The sequence below is a fragment of the Fulvivirga sp. genome, assembly GCF_040218215.1.
Lineage (GTDB): Bacteria > Bacteroidota > Bacteroidia > Cytophagales > Cyclobacteriaceae > Fulvivirga.
On record NZ_JAVJQL010000025.1, the window covers coordinates 1 to 25,825 of the forward strand.

At 38.0% G+C, this 25,825-nt stretch carries 19 protein-coding genes and 1 tRNA gene; 7 read left to right on the top strand and 13 right to left on the bottom strand.

Annotated elements, in window-relative coordinates; translation table 11 throughout:
• Window positions 1–145 precede the first annotated feature (145 nt).
• The 3 genes from RIB54_RS17170 to RIB54_RS17180 all read right to left on the bottom strand — a co-directional run bounded on the left by RIB54_RS17170 (window position 146) and on the right by RIB54_RS17180 (window position 2,706).
• A complete protein-coding gene (locus RIB54_RS17170; protein WP_350068023.1) occupies window positions 146–1,600 on the bottom strand; it encodes a hypothetical protein in 1,455 nt (484 codons plus the stop codon).
• A 526-nt stretch (window positions 1,601–2,126) separates the two neighbouring features.
• Window positions 2,127–2,203: transfer RNA gene (locus tag RIB54_RS17175), tRNA-Ala, on the bottom strand.
• A gap of 35 nt (window positions 2,204–2,238) precedes the next feature.
• Window positions 2,239–2,706 carry a C40 family peptidase gene (locus RIB54_RS17180; protein ID WP_350102038.1) on the bottom strand — a complete coding sequence of 156 codons (468 nt, stop codon included), beginning with the start codon at window positions 2,704–2,706 and terminating at the stop codon, window positions 2,239–2,241.
• 99 nt (window positions 2,707–2,805) lie between these two features.
• On the opposite strand from RIB54_RS17180, the gene RIB54_RS17185 reads away from it, so the two are divergent.
• Window positions 2,806–5,745, top strand: coding sequence for an FAD-binding and (Fe-S)-binding domain-containing protein (locus RIB54_RS17185; RefSeq protein ID WP_350102039.1), 2,940 nt, complete (start codon window positions 2,806–2,808; stop codon window positions 5,743–5,745).
• Window positions 5,742–6,236 (top strand): SixA phosphatase family protein, encoded by a 495-nt coding sequence (locus RIB54_RS17190; protein ID WP_350063358.1) that lies wholly within the window; start codon window positions 5,742–5,744, stop codon window positions 6,234–6,236. The genes RIB54_RS17185 and RIB54_RS17190 overlap by 4 nt, the downstream gene beginning before the upstream one ends.
• 3 nt (window positions 6,237–6,239) lie before the next feature.
• On the opposite strand, the gene RIB54_RS17195 is transcribed toward RIB54_RS17190, so the two are convergent.
• The 5 genes from RIB54_RS17195 to lon form a co-directional block, all read right to left on the bottom strand.
• Window positions 6,240–6,659, bottom strand: a complete 420-nt coding sequence (locus RIB54_RS17195) for a hypothetical protein (RefSeq protein WP_350063359.1) — start codon at window positions 6,657–6,659, stop codon at window positions 6,240–6,242.
• Between the two features lie 135 nt (window positions 6,660–6,794).
• On the bottom strand, window positions 6,795–7,856 hold the full coding sequence (locus RIB54_RS17200; protein WP_350102040.1) for a DUF4421 family protein: 1,062 nt from the start codon (window positions 7,854–7,856) through the stop codon (window positions 6,795–6,797).
• A gap of 2 nt (window positions 7,857–7,858) precedes the next feature.
• Complete coding sequence (hslU, locus tag RIB54_RS17205) at window positions 7,859–9,253, bottom strand: ATP-dependent protease ATPase subunit HslU (RefSeq protein ID WP_350102041.1); 1,395 nt, start codon at window positions 9,251–9,253, stop codon at window positions 7,859–7,861.
• A complete protein-coding gene (gene porQ / locus RIB54_RS17210; RefSeq protein WP_350102042.1) occupies window positions 9,250–10,272 on the bottom strand; it encodes a type IX secretion system protein PorQ in 1,023 nt (340 codons plus the stop codon). Before porQ ends, hslU begins: the two co-directional genes overlap by 4 nt.
• A gap of 9 nt (window positions 10,273–10,281) precedes the next feature.
• Window positions 10,282–12,747, bottom strand: coding sequence for an endopeptidase La (gene lon, locus RIB54_RS17215; protein ID WP_350102044.1), 2,466 nt, complete (start codon window positions 12,745–12,747; stop codon window positions 10,282–10,284).
• Window positions 12,748–12,928: 181 nt separating this feature from the next.
• On the opposite strand from lon, the gene RIB54_RS17220 reads away from it, so the two are divergent.
• The 4 genes from RIB54_RS17220 (at window position 12,929) to RIB54_RS17235 (ending at window position 16,796) form a co-directional block, all read left to right on the top strand.
• Complete coding sequence (locus RIB54_RS17220; protein ID WP_350102045.1) at window positions 12,929–14,920, top strand: OmpA family protein; 1,992 nt, start codon at window positions 12,929–12,931, stop codon at window positions 14,918–14,920.
• A gap of 17 nt (window positions 14,921–14,937) precedes the next feature.
• The gene (locus RIB54_RS17225) at window positions 14,938–15,789 is read left to right on the top strand and encodes a class I SAM-dependent methyltransferase (RefSeq protein ID WP_350102046.1); all 852 of its coding nucleotides are present in this window, start codon (window positions 14,938–14,940) and stop codon (window positions 15,787–15,789) included.
• Window positions 15,790–15,883: 94 nt separating this feature from the next.
• On the top strand, window positions 15,884–16,426 hold the full coding sequence (locus RIB54_RS17230) for an RNA polymerase sigma factor (protein ID WP_350102048.1): 543 nt from the start codon (window positions 15,884–15,886) through the stop codon (window positions 16,424–16,426).
• On the top strand, window positions 16,413–16,796 hold the full coding sequence (locus RIB54_RS17235) for a DUF6768 family protein (protein ID WP_350102050.1): 384 nt from the start codon (window positions 16,413–16,415) through the stop codon (window positions 16,794–16,796). Before RIB54_RS17230 ends, RIB54_RS17235 begins: the two co-directional genes overlap by 14 nt.
• Before the next feature lie 54 nt (window positions 16,797–16,850).
• Here the strand turns inward: RIB54_RS17235 and rseP are convergent, their stop codons facing one another.
• From rseP to RIB54_RS17255, 4 genes are read right to left on the bottom strand one after another with little or no spacing between them, the layout of a single operon-like run.
• Window positions 16,851–18,179: an RIP metalloprotease RseP gene (gene rseP / locus RIB54_RS17240; protein ID WP_350102051.1), complete on the bottom strand. Its 1,329-nt coding sequence runs from the start codon at window positions 18,177–18,179 to the stop codon at window positions 16,851–16,853.
• Window positions 18,180–19,331, bottom strand: a complete 1,152-nt coding sequence (locus RIB54_RS17245) for a 1-deoxy-D-xylulose-5-phosphate reductoisomerase (protein WP_502879617.1) — start codon at window positions 19,329–19,331, stop codon at window positions 18,180–18,182. It abuts the gene before it with no gap.
• Window positions 19,332–19,344: 13 nt separating this feature from the next.
• A complete protein-coding gene (locus RIB54_RS17250) occupies window positions 19,345–19,983 on the bottom strand; it encodes a hypothetical protein (RefSeq protein WP_350102053.1) in 639 nt (212 codons plus the stop codon).
• Between the two features lie 44 nt (window positions 19,984–20,027).
• Window positions 20,028–21,533, bottom strand: a complete 1,506-nt coding sequence (locus RIB54_RS17255) for a GH3 auxin-responsive promoter family protein (protein WP_350102054.1) — start codon at window positions 21,531–21,533, stop codon at window positions 20,028–20,030.
• Between the two features lie 168 nt (window positions 21,534–21,701).
• Here RIB54_RS17255 and RIB54_RS17260 point away from each other — a divergent pair, with 168 nt between their 5' ends.
• Window positions 21,702–23,162, top strand: a complete 1,461-nt coding sequence (locus RIB54_RS17260; RefSeq protein WP_350102055.1) for a S1C family serine protease — start codon at window positions 21,702–21,704, stop codon at window positions 23,160–23,162.
• 33 nt (window positions 23,163–23,195) lie between these two features.
• On the opposite strand, the gene RIB54_RS17265 is transcribed toward RIB54_RS17260, so the two are convergent.
• Window positions 23,196–25,823, bottom strand: coding sequence for an ABC transporter permease (locus RIB54_RS17265; RefSeq protein ID WP_350102056.1), 2,628 nt, complete (start codon window positions 25,821–25,823; stop codon window positions 23,196–23,198).
• Window positions 25,824–25,825: the final 2 nt, after the last annotated feature.

The window sequence follows — 25,825 nt, forward strand, 5'->3', positions numbered from 1 at the left end:
GGCCACAAGCCCAACATCTTTTTTTGCACTTTTCATATACAAAAAAAAGCTCATTGAAACGATTTTCAATGAACCATACATATCCTATTGATTATCTGTGAGTTACAAGGATTTTACCAACCATTTTTGTCCATTATATCGAAGTTTAAACTACTATCCTTTCACTTATTCTCTGGACGAAATCACCTTTAAACTTAATAAGTGAAGATGGTGAAAAATGAGGGACATTAACTTCCACTAGTTTTTCAACAAGCTTATTCAACTTATCTACCTTATTTCTCTTAACATCACTAATTGCTGTCTTCAGAATTTTAGTATAGATAATAATATGCTCACACCTATCTTTTCCTAGCAATCGAATTTGTCTTTGAATACTATTTATCAACTGATTGAATAGCTCAAAATCATTTTGCATGCAGTATTGTACTGCCAATACAATCTTTATTTCCAGCTGGATATAAGGGAATTTCTTCATGCTAACTTCATTAAGCAAACCATTTATCCATTTGCTGGCCTCATCGTACTTACCAACATAATATGCCGATATAGCGCGGTACATGGTATAGGTAAGGTAAGTTGGAACATCCAACTTATCAAGCTCAAAGTCCTGAAATGCTCCTTCATTTTCCTCATACATAGATTGCTCAGTCCCCATCCGTAGATGCCTGTTCATCTTAGTAATTAAGAATTGCGCAGGATAGGTATAAAGTGTATAATTCGTCAGTAAGTTGTCAGCGGCATCATTTACTTCCTCAAAGTAACGTTCAGCCTTTCTGTATACTTTATAATGATTGTAATACTCTAATTTGAGAAACTCAAAAACCAAATTTAGGTGATAGTAAATTGAGTCAAGCTGGTACTGTGCAAAAATCTTTTCTACATTATCCAGTATGTCTTCTATTGGCTCCTGACCGTCATCCATTGATTCTTCCTGATCCACAAACAGTCTATGGAAAATAATCATGCAACTCTCATATACATAAAGCCTGTGTGACTCATAAAGTGCCGCTACATTACTCATTTCTTTTAAGAGCAAGCCAAGTCCCATTTTATCAATTTCATCTCCAGAAAGAGCAAATTGACCATACTTTTTAAAATACTCGGCCAACAGATCCTCAGCTTTATCTACTGCCAGCATATAGGCTACATGGCGGTTATATAACTGTGAATAATTGAAGTAATCCGGAGAGTTTAAGTGCAGCTTTTTTAATGATTTATAGACTACTGTCAGTTCATTAGAGAGGTCATAATCCAACAATTCCTTCTCTAGCTTTTTAAGCGTAGCAACTGCAATCGCCTTCTTTTTAGTAAATATTATTTCATTAATGTTCGCTACTTTCTTCAGAATATCAGTTCTGGGGCTTTCCATCTGCTGAAGCAAGTGCTCCTCTATTTTTTGATTAAGCCTCGATCTTAGGGTATAGTAGGCGTTGGTGTTAACATCAAGCTCTGCCATTACTTTGTTATCTGATAGGCTGCGCTCACGCATTGACTGAAGTAAATAAGCTGATTTTTCTGCATTGCTTTCAATCAATGAGGTGTATATAGCCTCATAATCTTTTAAAGAAAGCTGCTTTATAATGTTTTTTAATTTGGCCATTTAAGACAGAACCCGCTAGGGTTAAAAATTAGTTGGTTTTAAAAAAATGTATTTTAAAATCATCAATGAAATTAAATACTAATTTGAAAAGATAGTAAATATCTTACACAGAATTTTAAAGATTGCTTAATAATTTGAACACTTGAAGATATTAAACTTCATTTTTTAGTAGTTAAAAAAGACTAAAATATTGCAAAACCTTTTCTTAAGTAACTCTTAACTCTAATTGTGAAATTAAAACAATAACACTGAAGGGTACAGTACAATCTTGAAATAAGTTGACTCTAAATTGGCAAATTACTTAGTTATAATTTCTACACACAGATTTCAGAACGATCAATTGCTTCCTGAAACCATTTCAATTCCCAATCTGAGGCGTCTCTGGTATACTTTGATCTTGATTTTTTGTGATCTTAGAATCGGTTATCCAAATCTTGGTTATCAACAACATAATAGCAATCTCGGGTAGCGCTATAGGTTAGAAGGAAAATGTATGGTAATAAAAAAGCACTCCGAAGAGTGCTTTTGGTGGAGAAGATGGGATTCGAACCCACGACCTCTTGACTGCCAGTCAAGCGCTCTAGCCAACTGAGCTACATCCCCAAAATAGGAACGCAAATATAGATATTTCTCTATTATTAAAAAGGCCTCCTCGCAGTGATATATCGTTTATCATAATATTCTGTATCCAGATAGCTCTCAACAACACCAAGAGATGAGGAGCTGTGTATAAATTTAACTCTCCCTCCTCTTGTATCTGTTACCAATCCCACATGGGTAATTTTTCTTCTTTTCTTTCCGGTTGCAAAGAAAACCAGGTCACCCGGTGCCAGCAATCTTCTTTTAACCTTGCTGCCTACTTTACTTTGTGCATCTGATGTTCTCGGTAATACATAGTTGGCAGACCTGAAGGAATTACAAAGTAGTCCAGAGCAGTCAATTCCTGTTCTGGAAGTTCCGCCCCATTTATAAGGCGTTCCCGTGTAAGCCCTGGCAGTTTGTATAACAGTGTTAATTCTCTGCTCTCTAATTCTCGCCCTTTTGGCGGATCCACAAGAATAAAAAATGATGGTGATGAGAGCAAAAACAATGAACTTTAGCTTCATTGGTTATTATTATAATAGTTTAAAAAATCAACTTAAACTTAACGAATTCTTTTTAAGCGAAGTAAAAACATTCTAATTTTCGACTCTTATTGATCGCATATGGAAGACATTGGTAATGCACTGGGTAGATTAAAATCGGAATTGGAGGGTGAGCTGTTTTCAGATGAGGCAATTAAGCGTATATATGCAACTGATGCATCTTCTTATAGGGCAATTCCGCTGGCTGTTGCTTTGCCAAAATCTAAAAACGACCTGAAAAAACTGATCGGGTTTGCCAAAAAATATAAAACCTCTTTAATACCCAGAACTGCAGGCACATCTTTGGCCGGCCAGGTTGTAGGGAACGGAATCATAGTAGATGTCTCAAAGCATTTTACACAAATACTGGAGGTTAATAAAGATGAAAAGTGGGTTAAAGTGCAACCCGGTGTAATTCGCGATGAGCTAAATATGCATTTAAATGCTCACGGCCTTTATTTTGGTCCTGAGACATCCACTGCTAACCGTGCCATGATTGGCGGTATGATTGGCAACAACTCTTGTGGATCCAACTCAATAATATACGGTAGCACGAGAGAACACCTCATTGAAGCAGAAGTATTACTTTCTGATGGCTCTGAAATAGTCTTAAAAGCTATTTCAAAAAGTGAGTTTGATGAAAAATGTAGTTATGAATCACTAGAGGGTGAGTTATATAAAAATATAAAAGCCATCCTTACTGATAAAGACAATAGAAAAAGAATTGTTGATAACTATCCAAAAGCTAGTGTTACAAGACGGAATACCGGCTATGCAATTGATTTATTGATGGGCTCAGAGCCCTTTATAGATGGAGCAGAGCTCTTTAACTTTTGTAAACTGTTAGCTGGTTCAGAGGGAACCCTCGCATTTATTACTCAAGCCACTTTAAATGTTGAGCCATTACCTCCAAAAATAAGCGGTTTACTGTGCATCCATTTTGAGAGCGTTTACGATTCGCTAAAAGGCAACTTAGCAGCTTTAAAATATAATCCTTCAGCTTCAGAACTGATGGATCACTACATTTTGGAGTGCACAAAGGGAAATATAGCGCAGCGTGAAAATCGCTTTTTTGTGCAGGGTGACCCACAGGCAGTATTGGTTGTCGAGCTCTATGGTGAAACGGAAGAAGAACTTCATCATAAAAAAGAATCCTTAATTACTGATTTAAAATCTCAAAAGCTCGGATATCATTTTCCTTTTGTGGAAGGTGATGATATCAAAAAAGTATGGGGTCTAAGAAAAGCCGGGCTTGGACTACTAAGTAATATGCCTGGAGATGCTAAGCCGGTACCAGTTATTGAAGACACTGCAGTTGATGTAAATGACCTGCCAGAGTATATAACGGAGTTCAATGCAGTACTAAAAAAATACGATCTATACTGTGTGCATTATGCCCATGCCGGTTCTGGAGAACTGCACCTAAGACCCATAATCGATCTAAAAACAGAAGAAGGAAATAAACTTTTTAGAACAATACTAGAAGAAATTGCCATACTGGTGAAAAAATATAAAGGCTCCTTAAGTGGTGAACATGGTGATGGCAGATTGCGAGGTGAGTTCATACCGTTCATGATTGGTGAGGAAAATTATCAGCTACTTAAAGAAGTTAAGAATGCGTGGGATCCTGACAATATTTTCAACCCTGGAAAAATTGTTGATACACCCTCCATGAACTCTTCACTAAGATTTAAGCCAGGGCAGATAACCCGTGAGTTTGATTCTATATTAAACTTTGACAACACCTACGGAGTGCTTCGTGCTGCGGAACAATGTAATGGATCGGGAGACTGCCGCAAGACACAACTGTCTGGAGGAACAATGTGCCCTTCTTACATGGCTACAAAAAATGAAAAGGACACGACCAGGGCCCGGGCCAACATACTCAGAGAAGTACTCACTAACTCAGAAAAGGCCAATGCTTTTGACAGTGCTGAAATAAAAGAAGTGATGGATTTATGCCTCTCATGCAAAGGCTGCAAGTCTGAGTGCCCTTCAAATGTTGATGTTGGAAAATTAAAGGCAGAATTTCAATATCAGTATCAAAAAGCCAATGGCATTCCCTTTAGATCAAAAATTATTGGGAATTTTGCCGGACTTAACAAAATTGCCTCTAAAGTTCCCTGGCTTTACAAATTAGGAATGAATTCACCATTATCAGGATTGAGCAAGTCTCTGATAGGTTTTCATGCTCAGCGAAGTATGCCAGAACTATCCAAAATAACACTGTCAAGCTGGTACAAGAGGGAATATCACAAGCTTCCCAAAAACAAGAATCCTAAAGGTTCTCTTTACCTTTTTATAGACGAGTTTACCAACTACAATGATGCTGAAATTGGCATAACTGCTATCAAGCTTTTAAATGCTTTGGGATTCGATGTGAAATTTATTGAACACCCTGAAAGTGGAAGATCATTTATCTCAAAAGGAATGCTTGATAAAGCTAAAGCCTTAGCGCAGAGACAAGTAACTCTTTTCAAAGATCTTGTTACTGATGATCAGCCTTTGGTTGGAATCGAGCCATCAGCCATCTTATCTTTTAGAGATGAGTATCCAGACCTAGTGGATAGACCAGATAGAGAAAGTGCTGTCAAACTTGCTAAAAACGTTTATACTTTTGAGGAATTTCTTGCCAGGCACATTGATACAATTGATAAAGCCATATTTACTTCAGAAGAGAGGCTGATAAAGCTGCATGGTCATTGCCACCAGAAGTCATTATCATCATTGGTACCAAGCAAGAAACTTCTTTCCCTTCCTTCCGGTTATCGGGTAGAGATTATACCATCTGGATGCTGTGGCATGGCAGGTTCTTTTGGTTACGAAAAGGAGCATTATGAAACCTCCATGCAAATTGGTGAATTGGTACTATTTCCAACTATCAGAAAGCAACCAAGTGAAGTAATAATTGCTGCCGCAGGTACAAGCTGTAGGCATCAAATAAAGGATGGCGTGCATCGTAAAGCACTACATCCTGCTCAAATTCTATACAGCGCCATTTTAGATGAATATAAGTTATGAAAATATTATACCTTGTTCGTCATGCCAAATCAAGTTGGGATTATCCTAACCTGTCTGATTTTGACAGGCCATTGTCAGCCAGGGGAGAACGAGATGCTCCAAAAATGGGGCAGCGATTGGCAGATAAGTCTGTCTTACCTGATTTAATTATTAGTAGTCCTGCAAACAGGGCCCTTACCACCTGTCAGATCATTGCCAAAAGCATTGGCTATGATCCAAAGAAAATCAAAACACAGCAATCCATCTATCATGCTGGTGAAGGCACTTTATTAAAGGTGGTTAAAAACACTGAAGACCATGTAAATTCATTAATGCTGTTTGGACACAATCCTGGTTTTACAGACTTTGCTTGCTCCCTTGCCAATGAAGAGATTTACAATATACCTACATGCGGTATAGTTGCCATAAAATTGGACACTAATGATTGGTATGAAGTTAACTTCGGCACAGGCCAGTTAGAATTCTTTGATTATCCTAAAAACGGCAAATAGTCGCTATAATAAGGACAAAAACCACCTTATGGCTTTTAACTCTTCTGAAAATAGTTTTGTGTTAAAGCTTCCAGTAACACCTTCATATTCCGAAACAGTTGTCTGTGCTATTTGTGCTTTCGGGACAACAACGGCTTGTTCTGTAAAACCTATTTTCTCGTATTCGAGGTTTACTTCATCAATTAGCCATTGAATGTCTTTAGCACTTATAATTTCTAATTTTGATACATCTGCGAAAAGTAAAAATCTCTTGCTATCACGTTTTATTAAAGGTACCTGCTCCCGGTATATCTTCAGGGATTCAAGTACCAGGTTATGGAAAATAGTAGTTGAAAGTACGCCAGACCAGACTTCTTTAATAAATTCTACACCATTTATCTCTTCTTTAGTGATAACAAGCTTTTCATGTTTAAAAAGCTTCATTAATTGTTGGTTGTTGGTTTTTAATGTTGCCTCAATGTTGCTAAACTTCCATCAAAGAAACCAACCGATGTAATATATAATGTGAAATTTTTCGATAAATAATTGATGATCCGTTCTCTTTTTTGGTATGTAAATCTAAAAAAGCTCCTTCTTCAGCACCCCAAATTCTTGGAGCCTTAACCCGAAGAATATTTTGATATTGCCAGATCGGCTGTTGACATTGAGGTTGTCAATCTTGGTAGAAACAATTTTCGCATTGGTGGTAATGCCCGCAAAGAACTTTTCGCCATTGTAGCCTATTGCTCCACGCAGCCCAAGTACCGGCCTGAATTTAATATCTTCCTTCTCGAAATCCCCTCGATTGTACTTTATCCACAAATGCCCAGGACCTAAAGAGAATGAAGCATTGACATAAAAGTGGTTTTTTGTAAGTGTATAGGTATATCCCGGCAATAAGGCCAGTGTAGTAGTTCGCATCATTCTGAACTCCTCGTTTTCAGGATAAAGTACCTTGGCGCTTTCTGGAATTAGGGTAGAATCTGCACTAAAACTAAACGTTGATACAAACATGGAAAGCAAAAACGACCCTTGCCTTTTCAATTGCCTATCTGCTTGCACATAGGGAGATCGCAAAGAAAATCTCTCGTGGTTGAACAAATAGAAACCATTGAGTTGGAAGTACCTCAATGCGAGGTCTTCCCGAATCGGGTACGGGTCACCCGGAATCCAATCGGCATAATGACTTGCCGGATCTTCCATATACATGCTGCTATATCTCTGGAAAGAGATGTCAGCACCCCACTTTTTAGCATAAATATTGGTTTGAAAATCAAAAGATTCCGTCTCACCAAAAATTTCCTTTGGTGTTTCCTCCTCATTTTGAGGAAGTTTAAAAGACAGTTCCACACCCAGGTCAAAAGCATATAGGCCAAACCCAAAGAAGTTGTTCGAGCTGGGACTGTAAACAATTTCATTTGCTCGTCTGTTCTCATCATCTATTATCAGGTTAAGAAACCTGACAGTCAAGATGGGTTTTATGTAAAACTTATCAGACCAGGTTTGAATATAATCCTTCCTGGCAGAGTCATACCTGACTTTCTTTGCCTGCTTTAAGGAATCAAAATAAGAGGTTTGTGCATCTGATGTTTCAGAGACCAATAACAGGATAATTATAGCACAAACACTCGCTAATTTCACTTTTATAATATGAACTCGCTTAAGTCCTTATTCTTAACCAAACCTTGTAATTTCTCTCTTACCAGTTCCTTGTTCACAACAATCTTTGCATTAGGGCCTATTTTATCTGGCACATCAAATAAAAATTCATTGAGTAGCTGGCTCATTACAGTATGAAGTCTGCGTGCTCCAATATTTTCAACCTCAGTGTTAATGTTAAAGGCCGTTTCTGCCAGTTCTTCTAAAGCATCTTCCTGAAAGGACAGCTCAACATCTTCTGACTCAAGCAGTGCAGTATACTGTTTTGTCAAAGCATTTTTTGGCTCTTTTAAAATGTGGAAGAAGTCATCCTTAGTCAGGTTTTCCAGTTCCACTCTAATCGGGAACCTACCTTGCAGTTCGGGAATCAAATCAGAAGGCTTTGCCACATGAAATGCTCCAGCAGCAATAAATAATATATGATCCGACTTTATAACTCCATACTTAGTATTGATGGTACTGCCTTCAACTATTGGTAATAGATCTCGCTGCACACCCTCGCGGCTAACATCTGCTCCACCTTGACCTCCTCCACTTTTGGCTATTTTATCTATCTCATCAATAAAGATGATACCTGTGTTTTCCGCTCTTTGAATAGCCAGGTCCTTCACCTCATCCATGTCGATAAGTTTAGAAGATTCTTCTTCTATCAAAATCTTTCTGGCTTCTTCAATGGTAACCTTACGCTTCTTGGTTTTCTTGGGCATCATATTGCCAATCATTTCCTGAAGGTTAATCATAGATGATTCATCCATCATTCCTCCACCAATCATTCCTACACCTCCACCTGAAGGCTTTTGAACATTAATGTCAATTTTACGATCTTCCAGTTCACCATTTCTGATCTTTTCCCTAAAGCGCTCGCGAGTACGCTCATTGAGCTCTAGTTCGGTTTTCGGCTCTTCCTCAGTTTGATTAGCAGAAGTTGTGGTTACACTACCATTTTGTCTCAGTGGCGGAATTAATGCATCAAGTATTATATCCTCAACAATCTGCTCCGCACGTTGCTTCACCTCTTCTTTCTTCTCTGCCTTAACCAGATTAACGGATTGCTCAACAAGATCTCTCACCATGCTTTCCACATCACGACCTACATAGCCAACTTCGGTAAACTTTGAAGCTTCTACTTTGGTAAAAGGCGCATTGGCCAATTTGGCCAATCTTCTGGCTATTTCAGTTTTACCAACCCCGGTAGCCCCAATCATTAAAATATTGTTCGGAACGATTTCTCCTTTCATGTCACCCTTGACATTCATTCGTCTCCACCTGTTTCTTAGAGCAATGGCCACATTTCGCTTTGCATCTTTCTGTCCAATTATATATTTATCAAGTTCTTCAACAATTTGTCGAGGAGTTAGATAATGTTCCTTGCTAATCATAATATTGATTTTGTTCTTTTCAAAAATAAGTTTGTGTTCGCAGTAATCCCAAAACTGTTGGAACCGCCTGCCGCATGATACCCCCCTCTGCTATAGGCAAACTCAAATGCTTTCACTCTAAACATTAAACCAAATGAAAATCCGGCTCCACCATTGGTGTCATTAAGTTTTAACTCCTGTTTGATTAAATGGTTGTAACCAAACCTGAAGTTAACATTCTTGCCAAGAAGTAATTCAGCCCCAATATTCAGATGTCTTAGTGCATTATCCAAACCGCCTTTGTCTTCCAGGCCCTCGGTGTTGTTCGGATCAAAGTAACTAATATCCCCTTGCCTTAAATTATAGCCCGTAAGTGAAAACCTGAATGGCATATGCTCTGGTTTAAAGGTCATACCTAGCTGAATATCAAAAGGTAACTTGGTATCACTGGTTTCTGTATACTCACTTAAAACAAATCCCATATTTTTAAAAGTAAGACCAACGGTAAATTGTTTTTCAGGATGCTGAAATATACCTCCCAGATCAAGTGCAATTGCATTGGAGCTAAAGCCTGAAACATTGGAGTTCAAAAATTTAAAAGACCCTCCAAGCGTAAATACACCAACCTGATGACTTCTTCCAATGATAAGTAATGTTTCATTGTTACTAAAACTTCCTAATGGTGCCCCTGTTGCATCATAGCTATCTATATCACCATAATTAATGTGGTTGATACCTATAAACCATGATCCATATTTACCGAAATCATGTTGATAAACAGTTGATATTATGTTTACATCGGCAAAGTAATCCAAGTATGAAAATGAAACCAAACCCGAGAGCGTATCTCCATTTAGGGCTGGGTTTGAAAATGCTAAATTCACATCTTCATTAGCCAAAGAAACATTTACACCTCCCAACCCTGCCAGTCGGGGATTAGAAGGTATATTGATAAATTCAAAAGATCGCTTACCACCTATCTGTCCAAGTGCGAGCAACGGACTAACATATAGAAGTAAGATTAAAGCGATTCTAGACATGCAAACAGTTTAGTTCGCTATATTAACCTTTTCAGGAAAAGTAAATTGCATTGGCGACTTTACTTTTTCTTTCATTAGTGCCAGTTCAAGTACTTGTTCAACATCAGTAACATAATGCACAGTCAAATTTTTGGTGTACTTCTCGTCAATTTCCAGAATATCACGTTTATTTCTTTCTGACAAGATCAGCTCTTTGATGCCCGCCCGTCTTGCTGCCAAAATCTTCTCCTTTATCCCACCAACAGGCAGCACTTTACCTCGAAGGGTGATCTCGCCTGTCATTGCGAGTTTAGACTTTATCTTCCGTTGTGTATAGATGGAAGCCAGGGAAGTAAGCATTGTGATACCAGCTGAAGGTCCATCTTTAGGTACAGCACCTGCCGGAACGTGCACATGCAAATCATAATTATCAAAAACCCTGTAATCTATTCCATATGTCTCAGCATTGGCCTTCAGATAAGAAATGGCCGCCATAGCCGATTCTTTCATTACATCACCCAACTGGCCAGATAAGGTTAATTTACCCTTGCCTCTTGAAAGACTGGATTCTATAAATAATATCTCACCTCCTACTGATGTCCAGGCCAGGCCAGTAACTACTCCAGCCACATTATTGCCTTGGTAAAGTTCTTTATCAAAAATCTCTGCACCCAGAATCTTCACTACCTCATCACCGGTGATGGTTTTTTCAAACTCCTGTTCCATAGCGACAGATTTTGCCGCATGACGAACAACAGAGCCTACTTTACGCTCTAAATTACGAACCCCGGATTCGCGGGTATACCCTTCTATTAATTTTGTGATGGCACTCTTATGAAAATTAACATCACCTGATTTCAAGCCATGTTCCTTTTTCTGTTTAGGAATAAGGTGCTTTTTAGCAATCTCAGTTTTCTCTTCCAGTGTATAGCCTGTCAATTCAATGATCTCCATTCTATCGCGCAATGCAGGGTGAATGGTATCCAAAGAGTTGGCTGTAGCGATGAACAATACTTTTGAAAGGTCATATTCCAACTCAAGATAGTTATCCATAAACGAGTTGTTCTGCTCAGGGTCAAGTACCTCAAGCAAAGCAGATGCAGGATCACCTCTAAAGTTTGAATTCACCTTGTCAATCTCATCGAGAATAAACACCGGGTTAGAGGATTTTGCCTTTTTCAGGTTCTGAATAACTTTTCCTGGCAATGCCCCAACATAAGTTTTTCTATGGCCTCTTATCTCAGCCTCATCATGAACGCCCCCAAGTGACATTCTGACATACTTTCTTTTCAATGCCTTGGCAATGGATCTGCCTAACGAAGTTTTACCCACCCCAGGAGGGCCATAAAGACAAAGTATCGGCCCCTTCATATCTTGCTTCAACTTTAAGACAGCAAGGTATTCGATGATTCTTTCTTTAACCTTTTCCATGCCGAAATGATCTTTATCCAAAATCTTTCTGGCCCTTTTTAGGTCAAAATCATCCTGAGTGCATTCATCCCAAGGAAGGTCAAGTAAAAGCTCAACGTAATTCATTGCCACTGGATATTCAGCAGCTTGTGGATTCATTCTTAGTATTTTATCAAGCTCCTTATCAAAATGTTTTTTAACCTCTTTAGACCATTGCTTTTTCTCACCTTTCAAACGAAGCTCTTCCACTTCCCTGTCTGCCCCATCAAAACCCAACTCATCCTGCATCACTTTAATCTGCTGGCGCAGGTAGTAGTCACGTTGTTGCTGATCTATATCGGTATGTACTTTCTTTTGAATATCATACTTAAGCTCCAAAAGTTGAATTTCTTTAAGCATATATTCCAAGAGCAGGGTCGCTCTTTCTATCCCATCATTAATTTCCAGAAGTTTCTGTTTGTCACTTACTTCTGCATTTAAATTGGAGGCCAAGAAGTGAGTAAGGAATCCTAGATCATGAATGTTATCCAGCGCCATCTGAGCCTCCTGAGGTATCTCAGGATTAAGCCTGAGTATTTTGGTAGCAGAATCCTTTAAGCTCTGTTTTAAAGCTTTGGTTTCTTTGGTTTTCTTAGACGGAAATATACTTTTTAACGAACTGATTTTGGCCTTAAAATAAGGATCTTCCGTCAGCATTTCATCTACCTTAAACCTTGATTTTCCTTGAATGATTATGGTTGTATTACCATCAGGCTGAGCCAACATCTTTATGATCTTTGCCACAGTACCTACTTCGTAAATATCCTTCACCGATGGGTCTTCAGTATCTACATTTTTCTGAGCTACAACCCCAATAATCCTGTCACCTTTAAACGCCTTCTTCACCAACTTGATAGACTTCTCCCTACCTACAGTGATGGGAATAACAACACCCGGAAAAAGGACTGTATTTCTTATTGGCAGTAAGCCTACTTCCTCGGGCACCTCATCATCCTTTAATTTAGTGTCTTCATCAGGGCTTATTATCTGAATTAAATCTTCAGCATCACCTTCCGTCAAATCAGATAAAAATATTTTTTTAAACATTTAATTCTCTTTTATTCTGGTAATAGAATGTCAAAATGACACACTTATGCGTATATTTCAGTAGTTTTTAATTGGCTTATATATGTTTCAATAGCTATGCCAAATTGAATATGGGCGTCAACTTGTTAAAAATACATTTTTATAACATCTTTATTCTCAGCATAATTAACACAGGTTGGTAGTGAACAGGATTTTTTATACGTGGTTTTTTTGCCTTCTCATACTAGTTTTAGTTGTAAAGCCCTCTAAAGCACAGAAAACGAAAGACAAACAGAAGTCCCTTGGTGTTCTTTCAGTGAACGATACATTGGCTACTTTCAGTGAATCTCATCTTTTTGATTTCCCCAACCTCAACAAAGTTCCATATTACCGCAATCAGTCAAAGTTAAAAACTATTAGAAAACTTGATGCCGATGCCGATTGGGAGAAACTGTACCCAGTACTAAAAGAGTATGTAAAAAACTTTGGTGTAATCAACTTTTACCGTGACACTTACTTACTTTGGAGGCTTGCCAAGTTAACCGAAGTATATGGCAATCTTTCTGAAGCCAAACTGCTGTACAAATTAGTACTAAAACATCACCGTGAGGATATTGATATCCGGACTATTGAACTCTACTACGAAAAGCTTGCTGAGAACGATAAGGAGTACTACGTACCACTTGACTACTACTATGAACTGGTAGATTATAGAAAAGAGATTGACACGCTACGGCCACCAAGGAGTGTGCTCTTAAATATGGGCGCCACTGTTAATTCTGATCAGTCTGATTATGCCCCGGCATTAGGTGGCAGTGATGATCTTATTATTTTCACATCCAAAAGGAACTCTCATAACCGTGGGCTTGATCCAGTGCATGACGAAGACCTTTTCTACACAACCAACGAATATGATAGCTGGGGCAAAGCCGTAGAGTTTAGAGGGCTGAATACCAAATACAACGAAGGCTCCGCAACCATGAGCAAAGACGGTAATACTTTGTTTTTCGCCAGGTGTAATGCGCCAGACGGACTGGGAGATTGTGATATTTATACCGCCAAAAAATTGGATGAGGAAAATTGGGGTGAAGTAAAATCACTAGGAACCAATGTTAATAGCATTTCTTGGGATAGCCACCCTAGCCTTTCACATGGAGAAGATACTTTATATTTCGCCTCTGACCGGCTAGGAGGATTCGGGCTTTCGGACATCTATTTCTCTGTAAAAGGGTCTGATGGTAACTGGCAAAAAGCCAAAAATGTAGGCCCTATAATTAACACCCGAAATTCAGAAGTAAGCCCCTTTTACCATCATGTTTTTGAAGTGTTGTATTTCAGTTCTAACGGCCAAAATCTGAATTTCGGAGAGTTTGATATTTACAAATCATACCATGATGGTAAGAACTGGGGCGAGCCTAAAAACATAGGCCCTCTGGTTAATGGGCCAGGAAGTGAGTTTTACTTTACCATTGATGCCAAATCTGAAGATTTATACTATGCCCGGTCTGTGGGCAATAATATGGCCAACCTTGATCTGTACTCATTTCCACTGCCTATGGAAGCTCAGCCAGGAGCTAATACAACCGTGACTGGCTCTTTGATGAATGAAGAAACTGGAAAGCCTTTTAAAGGAATAGTATCAATAATTGACTTAGACAATGGAATAGAAGTCGCTCCAAAGTTTTTAAGGCCTGATGGTTCCTTTCAGTTTGATCTTATCAACAACAATAACTACCTACTCGTTATACAAGGTGAAGAATTCTTTAGAATAGAAGAACTGTTCTATCTGGATGGTGAAATGCAGCTAAATAAGACCACTGAGCCCATTTCCAGCAAATTGAAATTTGAATCAATAGAATTTGAGGAAGGTAAGGCCGAAATGTCAACACCAATGTACAGTGACCTTGACAAGCTAGCAGACTTCCTGCTAGACAACCCAGAATTTAAGCTGCATATATCCGGACATACAGATTCTGATGGCAGAGAAGATTTTAACCTTAAATTATCTCAAGAAAGGGCTGACATCATTAAAGAATACCTTGTCTATTTTGGCAATGTCAATGAGTCTAAAATAAGTGCTAAAGGCTATGGTAGTTCAAAACCTATAGCAACAGGCTCAGAAAAGAAAAGCCTGAACAGGCGTGTTGAATTTGAAATCTACAAAGGCCAGGAAAAGCCGCAGTACGAAAAATAGGATCCCGGAATTAAATCATGATAAAGAGAATTAGCAGAAAGTTGTTTGCCATTGTGGATTTGTTTTTCAGAAAGGGAGATAGAAAATTCATTGCCCGAACTAACAACATTCAAAATATACCAGGCCTAAGGTACAGACGGGGTGGAAAGGTGTCCTATGCTGAATGGGCGCATGTTATTGGCATCTTCCAAACTACTTTTTATAACATTTTGGACAAGAAAAGTGGCAATAAGATTCTTGATGTTGGTTGTGGCACGGGTTTGCTGGCCATTGCCGCTCAAAATTTTATAAAGGATAATGGTAAATACACTGGGTTAGATGTCCTCAAAAAGGATGTTGATTTTGATGCAAGTCATTACGACCCAAAATACTACGAGTTCATACACTTTGACCTTGCCAACCCAACCTATGTCAAGAATCAATCAGAGGAGAAAAAACCATGGCCGGTGCCTTCAGAAACTTACGATTTGGTAACGGCCCTATCCGTCTGGACACATTTGAAAGAAGATGATGCCATCTACTATTTCAAAGAAATAAAAAGAGTGCTTAAGCCAGGAGGCAAAGCTGTAATTACCTTTTTTATTCTAGACAGAACTTATGAATTCTCTGTAAAAGAAAAATCAGGCAAAAAAGGCAAGTACCATAACACCCCATCCAATAAATGGATTTTTGATGAACCAGCATACGAGTCTAAAGATTGGTTTGCTCCTAAATGGGTCAAATATCCAGAAGATGCTATTGGTGTAACTGAAAATGGGCTGAATCTGCTTTTAAACGAATCAGGTTTAAAGCTTAAGGAGCTTCATCATGGCAACTGGAAAGAAGTACCCGGCCTTTACTTTCAGGATGTGTTGATATTGGAGGCTTAGCCAGGAGTAGTTGCAGGAAGGTCAATTCTTTTTTCACAAATAATTGAACCATTTTCATCAACTTCCGACTAACATATGTCATTAAGTACTTTCGATGAATAAAGATAAAATCTTTGATGAGCTGCTGATTTTGAAATGTCATGAAGGTGATTACAGAGCCTTTGCATTGCTGATCAAAAGATGGAACAAGAAGCTGATCTACTTTGCCTGCAAGTTTACACATGATATTGAAACCGCTCAGGATGTAGTCCAGAATGCGTGGATTGCCATCCATAAAGGGCTATACAAACTTCAGGATCCTTCAAAGTTTAGCACCTGGGCATTCCGCATCACCTACAACAAATCAATGGACGCAATTAGAAGTGCTAAAAACAAAAGTGAGGTGACGCTAAATGAAAAGATGGATGTTGAGGATTCAATAGAAGAGGACGATTCGTGGAATACCATTAGTGACCTATTAAAGAAATTGCCAGAACAGCATAAGTTAATATTGACGCTATTTTATCTGGAACAGCAATCCGTAAAGCAGATAGCATCGGTATTAAAACTGCCAGAAGGCACTGTTAAATCAAGAATTTTTTACGCAAGAGAATTATTAAAAAGAAAATATAAGGAGGTGAATCATGAAAAAAACTAATGAACAAATCGACAAAATCATTTATGAAGCTTTGAGCAAAGAAGAAGCTGAATTTTATGATCAACTTGGGGAGCAGAATATTATTGATATGACATTAGGTGTATTTCAGGGCAAAAACAAGAACCTATACATTCTAACATTCATTATGGCCTTTGTGCTTTTTATTGCAGTGGTCTATTGTGGCGTTCAATTCTACCAGGCAGAAACCGTTAAGGAAATGTTGGTGTACATCGGTATTGGCTTTTTTTGCATGACGGGTGTAATGGGAATAAAAATGTGGCATTGGATGCAAATGAACAACAATGTGATTTTAAGGGAAATGAAAAGACTGGAGCTACAAATTGCAGCATCAAACAGTCAAAATAAATAGAAAACAAAAAGCCAGACCTGAGATTCAGATCTGGCTTTTTTAGTTGTTGTTCAATTAGAAATTGAAGAACACCTTGAATATATCGTTTCCTATTATAAACACCATCAATAATAGTAAAAAGGCCATTCCTATTTTTTGGGCATTCTCCAAGAATTTGTCTGACGGCTTACGCCCTGAGATCATCTCGTAAGATAAGAACATTACATGACCACCATCCAAAGCTGGTATTGGCAGTAAGTTCATAAATGCCAGCACCATAGAAAGTAAACCTGTCAGCCTCCAGAACCTTTGCCAGTCCCAAGTGCCACCATAAGCTTTAGCTATCCCTATCGGGCCTGAAAGTGACTTTCTCACATTAAGCTCGCCCCTAAACATTTTACCAAAGGCCTGTATTTGGGTAAAGATCACACCAAATGCCCTTTCGGCTCCCATTGGTACAGATTCTGCCAATCCATATTCTTTAGTTGTAAAGAAACCTTCTGGTAAGCCAACCATTACACCTAAAACACTATCACCTTTAACTGCACCAGCATAGGTCATCAACTCATTGCCTCGTCTTACAGTAGCAGTTATTGAGTCTTCTTTATAACCAGAAATAATACTCTTAACATCACCCAACTCAACAATATCCTGTCCTGCCAGGCTGACAAAAATATCACCCTCCTTTAAACCCATGCGCTGCGCCAGGGTATTATCATTCATTTCAACAATTGAGATGGGGATTTTAGGAACGATGAAGTTTCCAAATGCGTCTTCATCGCTAAATTTCTCAATAAAATCATTGGGTATTTGAATGTTTACCTGCTCGCTTCCTCTTTGTACTGTATAATATGCAGCATCACCAAGGAAAACTTTTGTATCCATCACATCACTGAAATCAACAAAGTCTTTACCGTTGATTTTAACAATTTTATCACCATCCTGAAGTCCGAGCTCTTTACCAAGGTCTCTTACTATAATCCCGCCATTGGCATTTACCTGATCTTTAGAGATAATCTGATCTCCGAAAATATAGGTCAATGAAATGAAAATCAAGATCCCAACAACCACATTGACGAAGATTCCGCCTAGCATAACGATTAATCGTTGCCATGCCGGCTTAGAGCGAAATTCCCAAGGTTGTGGTGGCTGTTTCATTTGCTCTTTGTCCATTGATTCGTCTATCATCCCAGAGATTTTTACAAATCCTCCTAATGGAATGGCACTAAGTGCATATTCCGTTTCGCCATATTTGAAACTGAATAATTTTGGTGGAAAACCAATTGAAAACTGTTCCACACGCATGCCAAAAAACTTGGCAGCTAATAGGTGACCCATCTCATGTACCCCTACTAAAATTGATAAGCTCAGTATTATCTGAGCCGCCATTACTAATCCGTCCATCTATTTATTTACTATTTCTAATGCTTTAATTCTTACTTCTTTATCTGTCTGTACGTAATCTTCGTAAGAAGGTGCTTTAATAAAAGCAATATTACCCATACATTGTTCCACAACATCAGACATTTCAAGAAAACCTATATTATCTTTTAAAAATTCCTCAACAGCAATTTCATTTGCTGCATTCAAAATGCAAGGCATATTACCTCCTTTGTCCAGTGCATCATAAGCCAAACCTAGATTACGAAATGTTTTAAGGTCAGGTTGTTCAAATGTTAAGGCAGGGTATTTGGTGAAATCAAACCTCGGAAAATCAGATTTAAGTCTATCTGGAAAACCCATGGCAAATTGAATCGGTAATTTCATATCAGGAAGTCCCATTTGTGCCTTTATTGAGCCGTCCTCAAACTGTACCATAGAGTGTATAATTGACTGAGGATGAACAATAACCTCTATCTGATCAGTATTAAGTCCAAAAAGCCACTTTGCTTCTATCACCTCTAACCCTTTATTCATCAATGAGGCTGAATCTATGGTAACCTTAGCGCCCATATCCCAATTAGGGTGTTTTAGCGCCTGGGCTTTAGTAACGGTCAATAACTCTTCTCTCGTTTTTCCGCGAAATGGGCCACCAGAAGCAGTTAATATTATTTTTTCAATTGGGTTATGAAATTCCCCAACAAGACACTGAAAAATAGCTGAATGCTCGGAATCTACAGGGTAAATATTAACCCCTTTTTCCTCTGCCAATTTGGTGATCAACTCACCGGCAACTACCAAAGTCTCCTTGTTGGCGAGGGCAATGCTCTTTCCAGATTCAATCGCTTTTATTGTTGGTCTCACACCCGCATAACCTACAAGTGCAGTAAGTACCAGATCAATGGTATCCATTTCAACAACAGAGGCCAGTGCCTTTTCTCCACAATATACCTTTATGTCATGCCCATCTAACTCAGAAAACACTTTATCATAAAGGTCTTCATTGCCTATGACAACAGTATTAGGTTTAAACTCAACGGCCTGCTGAATCAGTAGATCAGCATTATTCTGTGCAGTCAGTACTTCTACCTCAAATTTATCTTGATGTGATTTGATAACATCAAGTGCTTGAGTTCCTATGGAACCTGTAGAACCGAGTATTGCTATGTTTTTCATACGTCTTTCCAAATCAAACATCAGAGCTTAATGACACATAAAAATCAACTAACTCTTTTAATTCATCCATACTCCTAATCTCGCGATCTTTTGATTCTATATATTCATTGACTTCATTGAAATATTCACCAAACGCTATTTTTAGGCTTTGGGTATCAAACAGCCTAAATCCATTCATTGTCCGATATAAAATCAGCTGTGGAACAATCCCCTCTCTTGCGAGATAAAAATACTCAAGGACACCACCTAAAGCACCTCCTGTCTTTATATGAATATCCGATGGTTTATGTAGACTTCTTAAAATTACTATTCCTTCATTTTCATTCATAACCTCAAAAAAAACAACCCCATTACCTTCTACTGGAATAGAATAGTATTTATGAACAGCTTCGTCTTTGGCATATTCAAAATAAGAAATATTTAAAGCAGTGTGCGGTTTATCAAATTTTGGTGCACTCTCATAGACTATACCGGTTTCTTCATCATAAAACAAATCACATTTTATTTCACGATTGTCTGTAAATCTTATAAACCCCGTCTTCAATCTCTTTTTTCTTATCTTTTTATCAAGATTAATTGGTTTACTTCTTGAATTGTTCTGAGGAAAATATAATGAATTGACTTGACCAATGACTGGTAAAATTGATAGCAAGTTAAAAACTAGGATGAAGGTAAACGTAATTCTAAATTCTGTATTCAATATTCTTTATTGTAATAGATTAAGGCTTCAGCAATTTTCCTATCATTAGAAAGTCTAGGCACCTTATTCTGTCCACCTAGCTTTCCTTCTGATTTCATATAGTCTATAAATGAATTTTTTCTGAGCACGATGATTTCCAACCCTCTTAAAATGTTGCCTTTTATGAGGTCATCATAATAGGTATTCAATTTTTGAAGTTGCAAATTTAGCTCTTTTTCAAAGGCCACCAAATCTTTAGGCTCAGTAGCAAATTCAACATACCATTCATGCAAGGGCAAGCCTTCTTTAGGGGTTACATTTGGAGCAACGGTATATTCTATTAATTCCGTTTCAGGAAACTTCCCGCAAGTGTTTTTCATTGCTTTCTCTACCTCCTCTCCTATCACATGCTCCCCAAAAGCAGAAATGAAGTGCTTGATTCTTCCTGTAACTAATAACCTATAAGGTGTCTTAGAAATAAATTTTACAGTATCTCCTATAGAATATCCCCAAAGCCCTGCATTGCTATTAATAATCAAGGCATAGTTGAGGCCTAGCTCCACCTGATCTATTTTAAGTCTTGTAGGGTTCTCATTGAAATATTCATCTGCTGGTATAAACTCAAAAAAGATTCCGCTGTTTAATAATATCAATAACCCTGGTTCTATCTGAGAGTCCTGATAAGCAATAAAACCTTCAGATGCAGGATATGTTTCCACTGAATCAATCTTCTTTCCAATGGTATCGAATAGCTTGGCACGATAAGGCTCAAAATTAACCCCTCCATAGACGAACATGGAGAAATTCTCAAACACCTCTTTGATCTTCTTATCCCCTACTCTGTCTTGAATTCGATCAAAATACATTTGCACCCAAGGTGGTATTCCAGAGATTAAGGTCATGTCCTTATCGAGTGTCTCATCAATAATTTTCTCTAGCTTAGTTTCCCAATCGTCAATACAATTGGTCTCATAACTAGGCATCTGGTTAGTTCGTAAGTAACCAGGCACATGATGATTCACAATGCCCGACAACCTGCCTACGTGAATACCATTCTTCTTTGAAAGCTCTGGACTGCCCGATAGAAAGATAAGCTTTCCATCTAAAAAATCGGCATTCCCAGTTTCTGCCACATAAGCTAATACGGCATTCCTAGCACTTACAAAATGATTAGGAATGGAGTCTTTAGTAATAGGAATGTATTTTACACCAGAAGTGGTGCCTGATGTCTTCGACAAATAGATGGGTTTACCTGGCCATAAAACATCAGGTTTTCCCGCTACCATTTCCTCAATATATGGTTTCAGTTGCTCATAATCGCGTATGGGGACATTGGCCTTAAAATCATCATAACTCTTAATCTGGCCAAAGTTGTGATCCTTGCCAAATTTGGTTGAAGCAGCCTTTTTAATAAGATTATCAAGAACTTTTTGCTGTGATCCAGCTGGATCTGAAGACCACTTTTTAGTTTGGTTAGCAATGTATCTGGCAAATGGCTTTCCGAAAAACGAACGTATTCCCATAGATGACTATTTCTGAATATTCAAAGATGTGAAATTTATATCTTGACGGCTAATTTGAGTCTTTAATTCAGAATGAATCTTTTATATAATTTTAGCAACACCTTACATTTTGTCACGTTGTAGAAATCAGCACAATTTTTGTTTACATCAAAGAAAAATTAAAATACTATGCGTAAAACAGTCTTGTATATTTTAGTTTCATTTTTTGCCGGACTTGGTGGCGCTTTTACTTATGATCAGATTAAAATTGATCAGAATACTCAAAGTGAATTCCAATCTACACCTGTTGTCAACTTTGCTTCCAACAATTCTACTAGCACACCACTTCCCTCCAGAGATATCTCCTCTAGCTTAAGCGAAGATTTTGTTGGTGCAAGTCAGGCCAGTACAAAAAGCGTAGTTTATATTAAAAACATTTCGGAGCGCTCATACGGCCGCAGTTATTTAGACTACATTTTTGACAGAGATCCTGGAAGTCAAACACAAATAAGCAGTGGCTCTGGTGTTATTTTCTCAAAAGACGGGTATATAGTCTCAAACAATCATGTGGTGCAAGATGCTGATAAACTACAAGTGGTTTATAATAAAAAAGTCTACGATGCCAAGTTGATAGGAACTGACCCTTCAACTGACTTATCGGTATTAAAGATTGAGGATAATAATTTGCCTGCTATAACAATTGGAAGTTCCAAGACTCTGAACGTTGGTGAATGGGTAATAGCAGTGGGCAACCCTTTTAACTTAACCTCTACTGTAACTGCAGGTATCGTTTCTGCCAAGGGTAGAGAGATCAATATTTTGCAGGGTAAGTTTCCAATCGAATCGTTTATACAAACTGATGCCGCTATTAACCCAGGAAATAGTGGTGGTGCATTGGTCAATAAAAATGGCGAACTGGTAGGTATCAATACCGCTATTCTATCAAAGACTGGCTCTTATGCTGGGTATGGCTTTGCTGTGCCTGTAGATATTGTTAAAAAGATAGTCACTGACATTATAGAATATGGAGAGGTGCAAAAGGCATTCTTCGGTGGTGAAGTTGCTGACTTTGATGCTACTATAGCAGAAAGGCTGGATATTAATGTTGACCAGGACAATATCAATGGTGTTTTGTTATCTTATGTTCAAAAGGATGGTACTGCAGAGAAAGCAGGCCTGAAAGAAGGTGACATTATTGTCAAATTTAATAACCAGGTTGTGGACAGCCGCAGTCAGTTTGAAGAAGAATTGAGCTACCATTCGCCAGGAGATGAAGTGATGATCACCTATGAAAGAAAAGGGCAAACGGGAAATGCTAACCTTGTTTTAACCAACAGAGAAGGGACAACAAGCATTCTTAAAAGAGAGATTTACACATCAGAGTCTTTAGGTGCCAAATTTGAAACTGTGCCTAAAGTCGAGCGTGATCTTTTAAATATCGATTATGGTGTTAGAGTATTTAACATCGACAACGGCCTTATTAAAAGAATAGGGATTAGTGAAGATTTCATTATTACTGATATCAACAGAAATGCTATTAAAGACCCTGAAAGACTGGTTGAAATTCTAGAAAAAATTAGAGGCCGCGTAATTATTGAAGGGGTAAACAGTAAAGGTAGACAGGGCTATTACTCTTTCTATCTGAGATAAAAAGAGGCTGATCGAATGATCAGCCTCTTTTTTTTATTCTTCTTTCAATCCATTAACTGGATTTGATTTTGCCACATTCACTAAGAGTATACTTACTACAGTCCATAGCACAACTATTAAGATTATACCCGACATTAAAACGCTACCAAAATTTGATGGAACATGATAGGTGTAAACAGTATCAAAAAAGAATTCCACTAAATAGTAGCTAATTGGAGCACCCAAAATGATCGAAATGGTGAAAAGCCACATGTAGTCTTTCATAATGTTTTTACCTAGGTGACTTACTCTGGCGCCTAGCACTTTTTTGATGCTAAACTCTTTAACTCTGCCAGAAACATTTAGTGAAATAAGACCGAATAATCCCAAAGCCGCCATAAAAACTGTTACATAAGCAATCATTCGCCAAAACTCTCCGTGCCATTCTAAGGAAGAAAAATATTCCCCCCAAACATCTCCCTGAAGACCTCCTCTAAACGGAGTTTCAGGAAATAAACTTGCCCACTCATTTTTTAAATTTTGCAATGATTCCATCTCTGTTCCCTTAGCCACCTTAAAAGCAAGACTATTGTATTTATCTTCCGCTACAAGCATGAAAATAATAGGTTCAATCTCACTAGAAAAACTATTAAAATGAAAGTCTTTAGCTACGCCTACAATTGTATACTTTGCAGTATCTATTTCAAACTCTTCATCGATAGGATTTGCTAAGGACAATTGATTCATAAATGTTTCATTGACAATAATGGAAAATTTATCAGCTGTAGGGCTCTTCATGAAATCACGTCCTGCTAAAACTTCCACCCCCATTAACTCTAAATAATTGGCATCTACAGCAATGGATGAAATTTCGTATTGTTTATCCTGCTTTTTAAGCACCTTCAGACTTTTATGAACACCAATATGATCTGATCCACCACTTACAAGCTCCACATTAGGGTATTGTTGTATTTTATTTCTGAGCTTATCATACATAGTAAAGTCATCTACTTCAGCGTGCAGAACACTATTTGGTTGGTAACCCCAACTGCGCTCTTGTAAATAGACGCTGTTCTGTGTAAACATTATGGCACAAACTATTAATATACCTGATAAGATAAGTTGAAATCCGAGCAAGCCTCTGGTAACCAAGTTGCCTTTACCAAACTTAATTTTCCCTCTAAAAATATTAACCGCCTGAAAGCTAGATATATATAGTGAAGGATAAAGTCCAGAGATTAATGCTGTAACTAACATTACAGCACCTAAGTAAAGCCAAAGGTTTACATCTAAAAAATGAAAGCCTGAACTATAGCCATTTTGATATTCAAACCATGGCACCAAAATAAATTTACCGAATGCCATTCCTAATACTAAAGCCAAAACCGTAGTTAAGATGTTCTCCACCAAGTGTTGAAAAATCAGCATCATCCTATTGGCGCCAATGGTCTTTCTCAATGCAATCTCCTTCAACCTTTTCGCAGAAGTGGCTATTGAAATGTTAATGTAATTGACTGACGCCAGAGCAAGCATAAAAATCGCTAGTATTGTCAGAATACTATGCGCCATTTTATTTGTTTTATAGTGGCGAGAAGAGATGGTCTTATTGATATCTGGTGAATTCTGATAAAGTGTTGCCAGCGGCTCAAACTTAAAATCAGCCACTTTCCAGTCTTCCATGGCCTCATTTTGCAGCACTTTGTACTTCTCCATTCCTGCTTTTACAACCTCTAAATCTTCAGGGTCTTTCACCTGAACTAGGGTGGCACCTATAGTTTGAGTCCAATCGTCCTGATCATAATTCGGTATTGCCCATGATGAATTTTGGTAATTAACTAGAAAATCAAAATCAATGGCATGTGTACTTGGAAACTCTTCAGCTACTCCAGTTACCTTAAATAATTTTGTCTCTTCACCACTTACTATTAGTAACAAATCCTCTCCAATAGGATCATTCTCCCCAAAATACTTTTTGGCCATTTCAGCACTAAGTATAATACTCGAATTATCGGTTAGCGATGACGGATACCCTTTCTCCAGAGGGAATGTGAACATTTCCAAGTAAGATGGGTCCACCAAGGTTGTTTTTTCATTGAATACCTTATCTTCTAGTTTTATCACAACATTCTGCTCCTTTACTCTGCAGATGTTATCTATTTGATGAAAATCATCCTTCATCATTTCTCCCAAAGGTCTGGGTGAAATTCCCCATTGCTGCATCTTACCATTTCTGTTTATGAATGCTGTGGTAAGATAAACGTTGTCCTTGTTTTCATGATGCTGATCAGTCTTTTCAATCCAGTAACCAAAAGAGTACACTAATACACAGATACCGATGGCAATGGCTATTCCCAATATATTGATAACCGAACTGACAGGATGCTTTAAAAGCCTTCTTAAAGAGGTTTTAGTATAATTATTTAGCATGGTGGAGAATAGTAATGATTTAATTGAAAATCTTCTTTTTTGAGTTCTAAACTCTTCCTGAGCCATAACGGGAATCTCCCCAAACTCACTCACAGCTTGTTCAAACGCTTCCTGAGCAACAATACCGTCAGACATAAGGTCGTCAATATGATCTCTTAAATGAAGCTCCATCTCCCTGATTTCACCATCATCAAAAGCACGGTGCTTTCTTAATTGCTTCAGCCACATTTCTATTGCTATATCTAAATCAAACATGG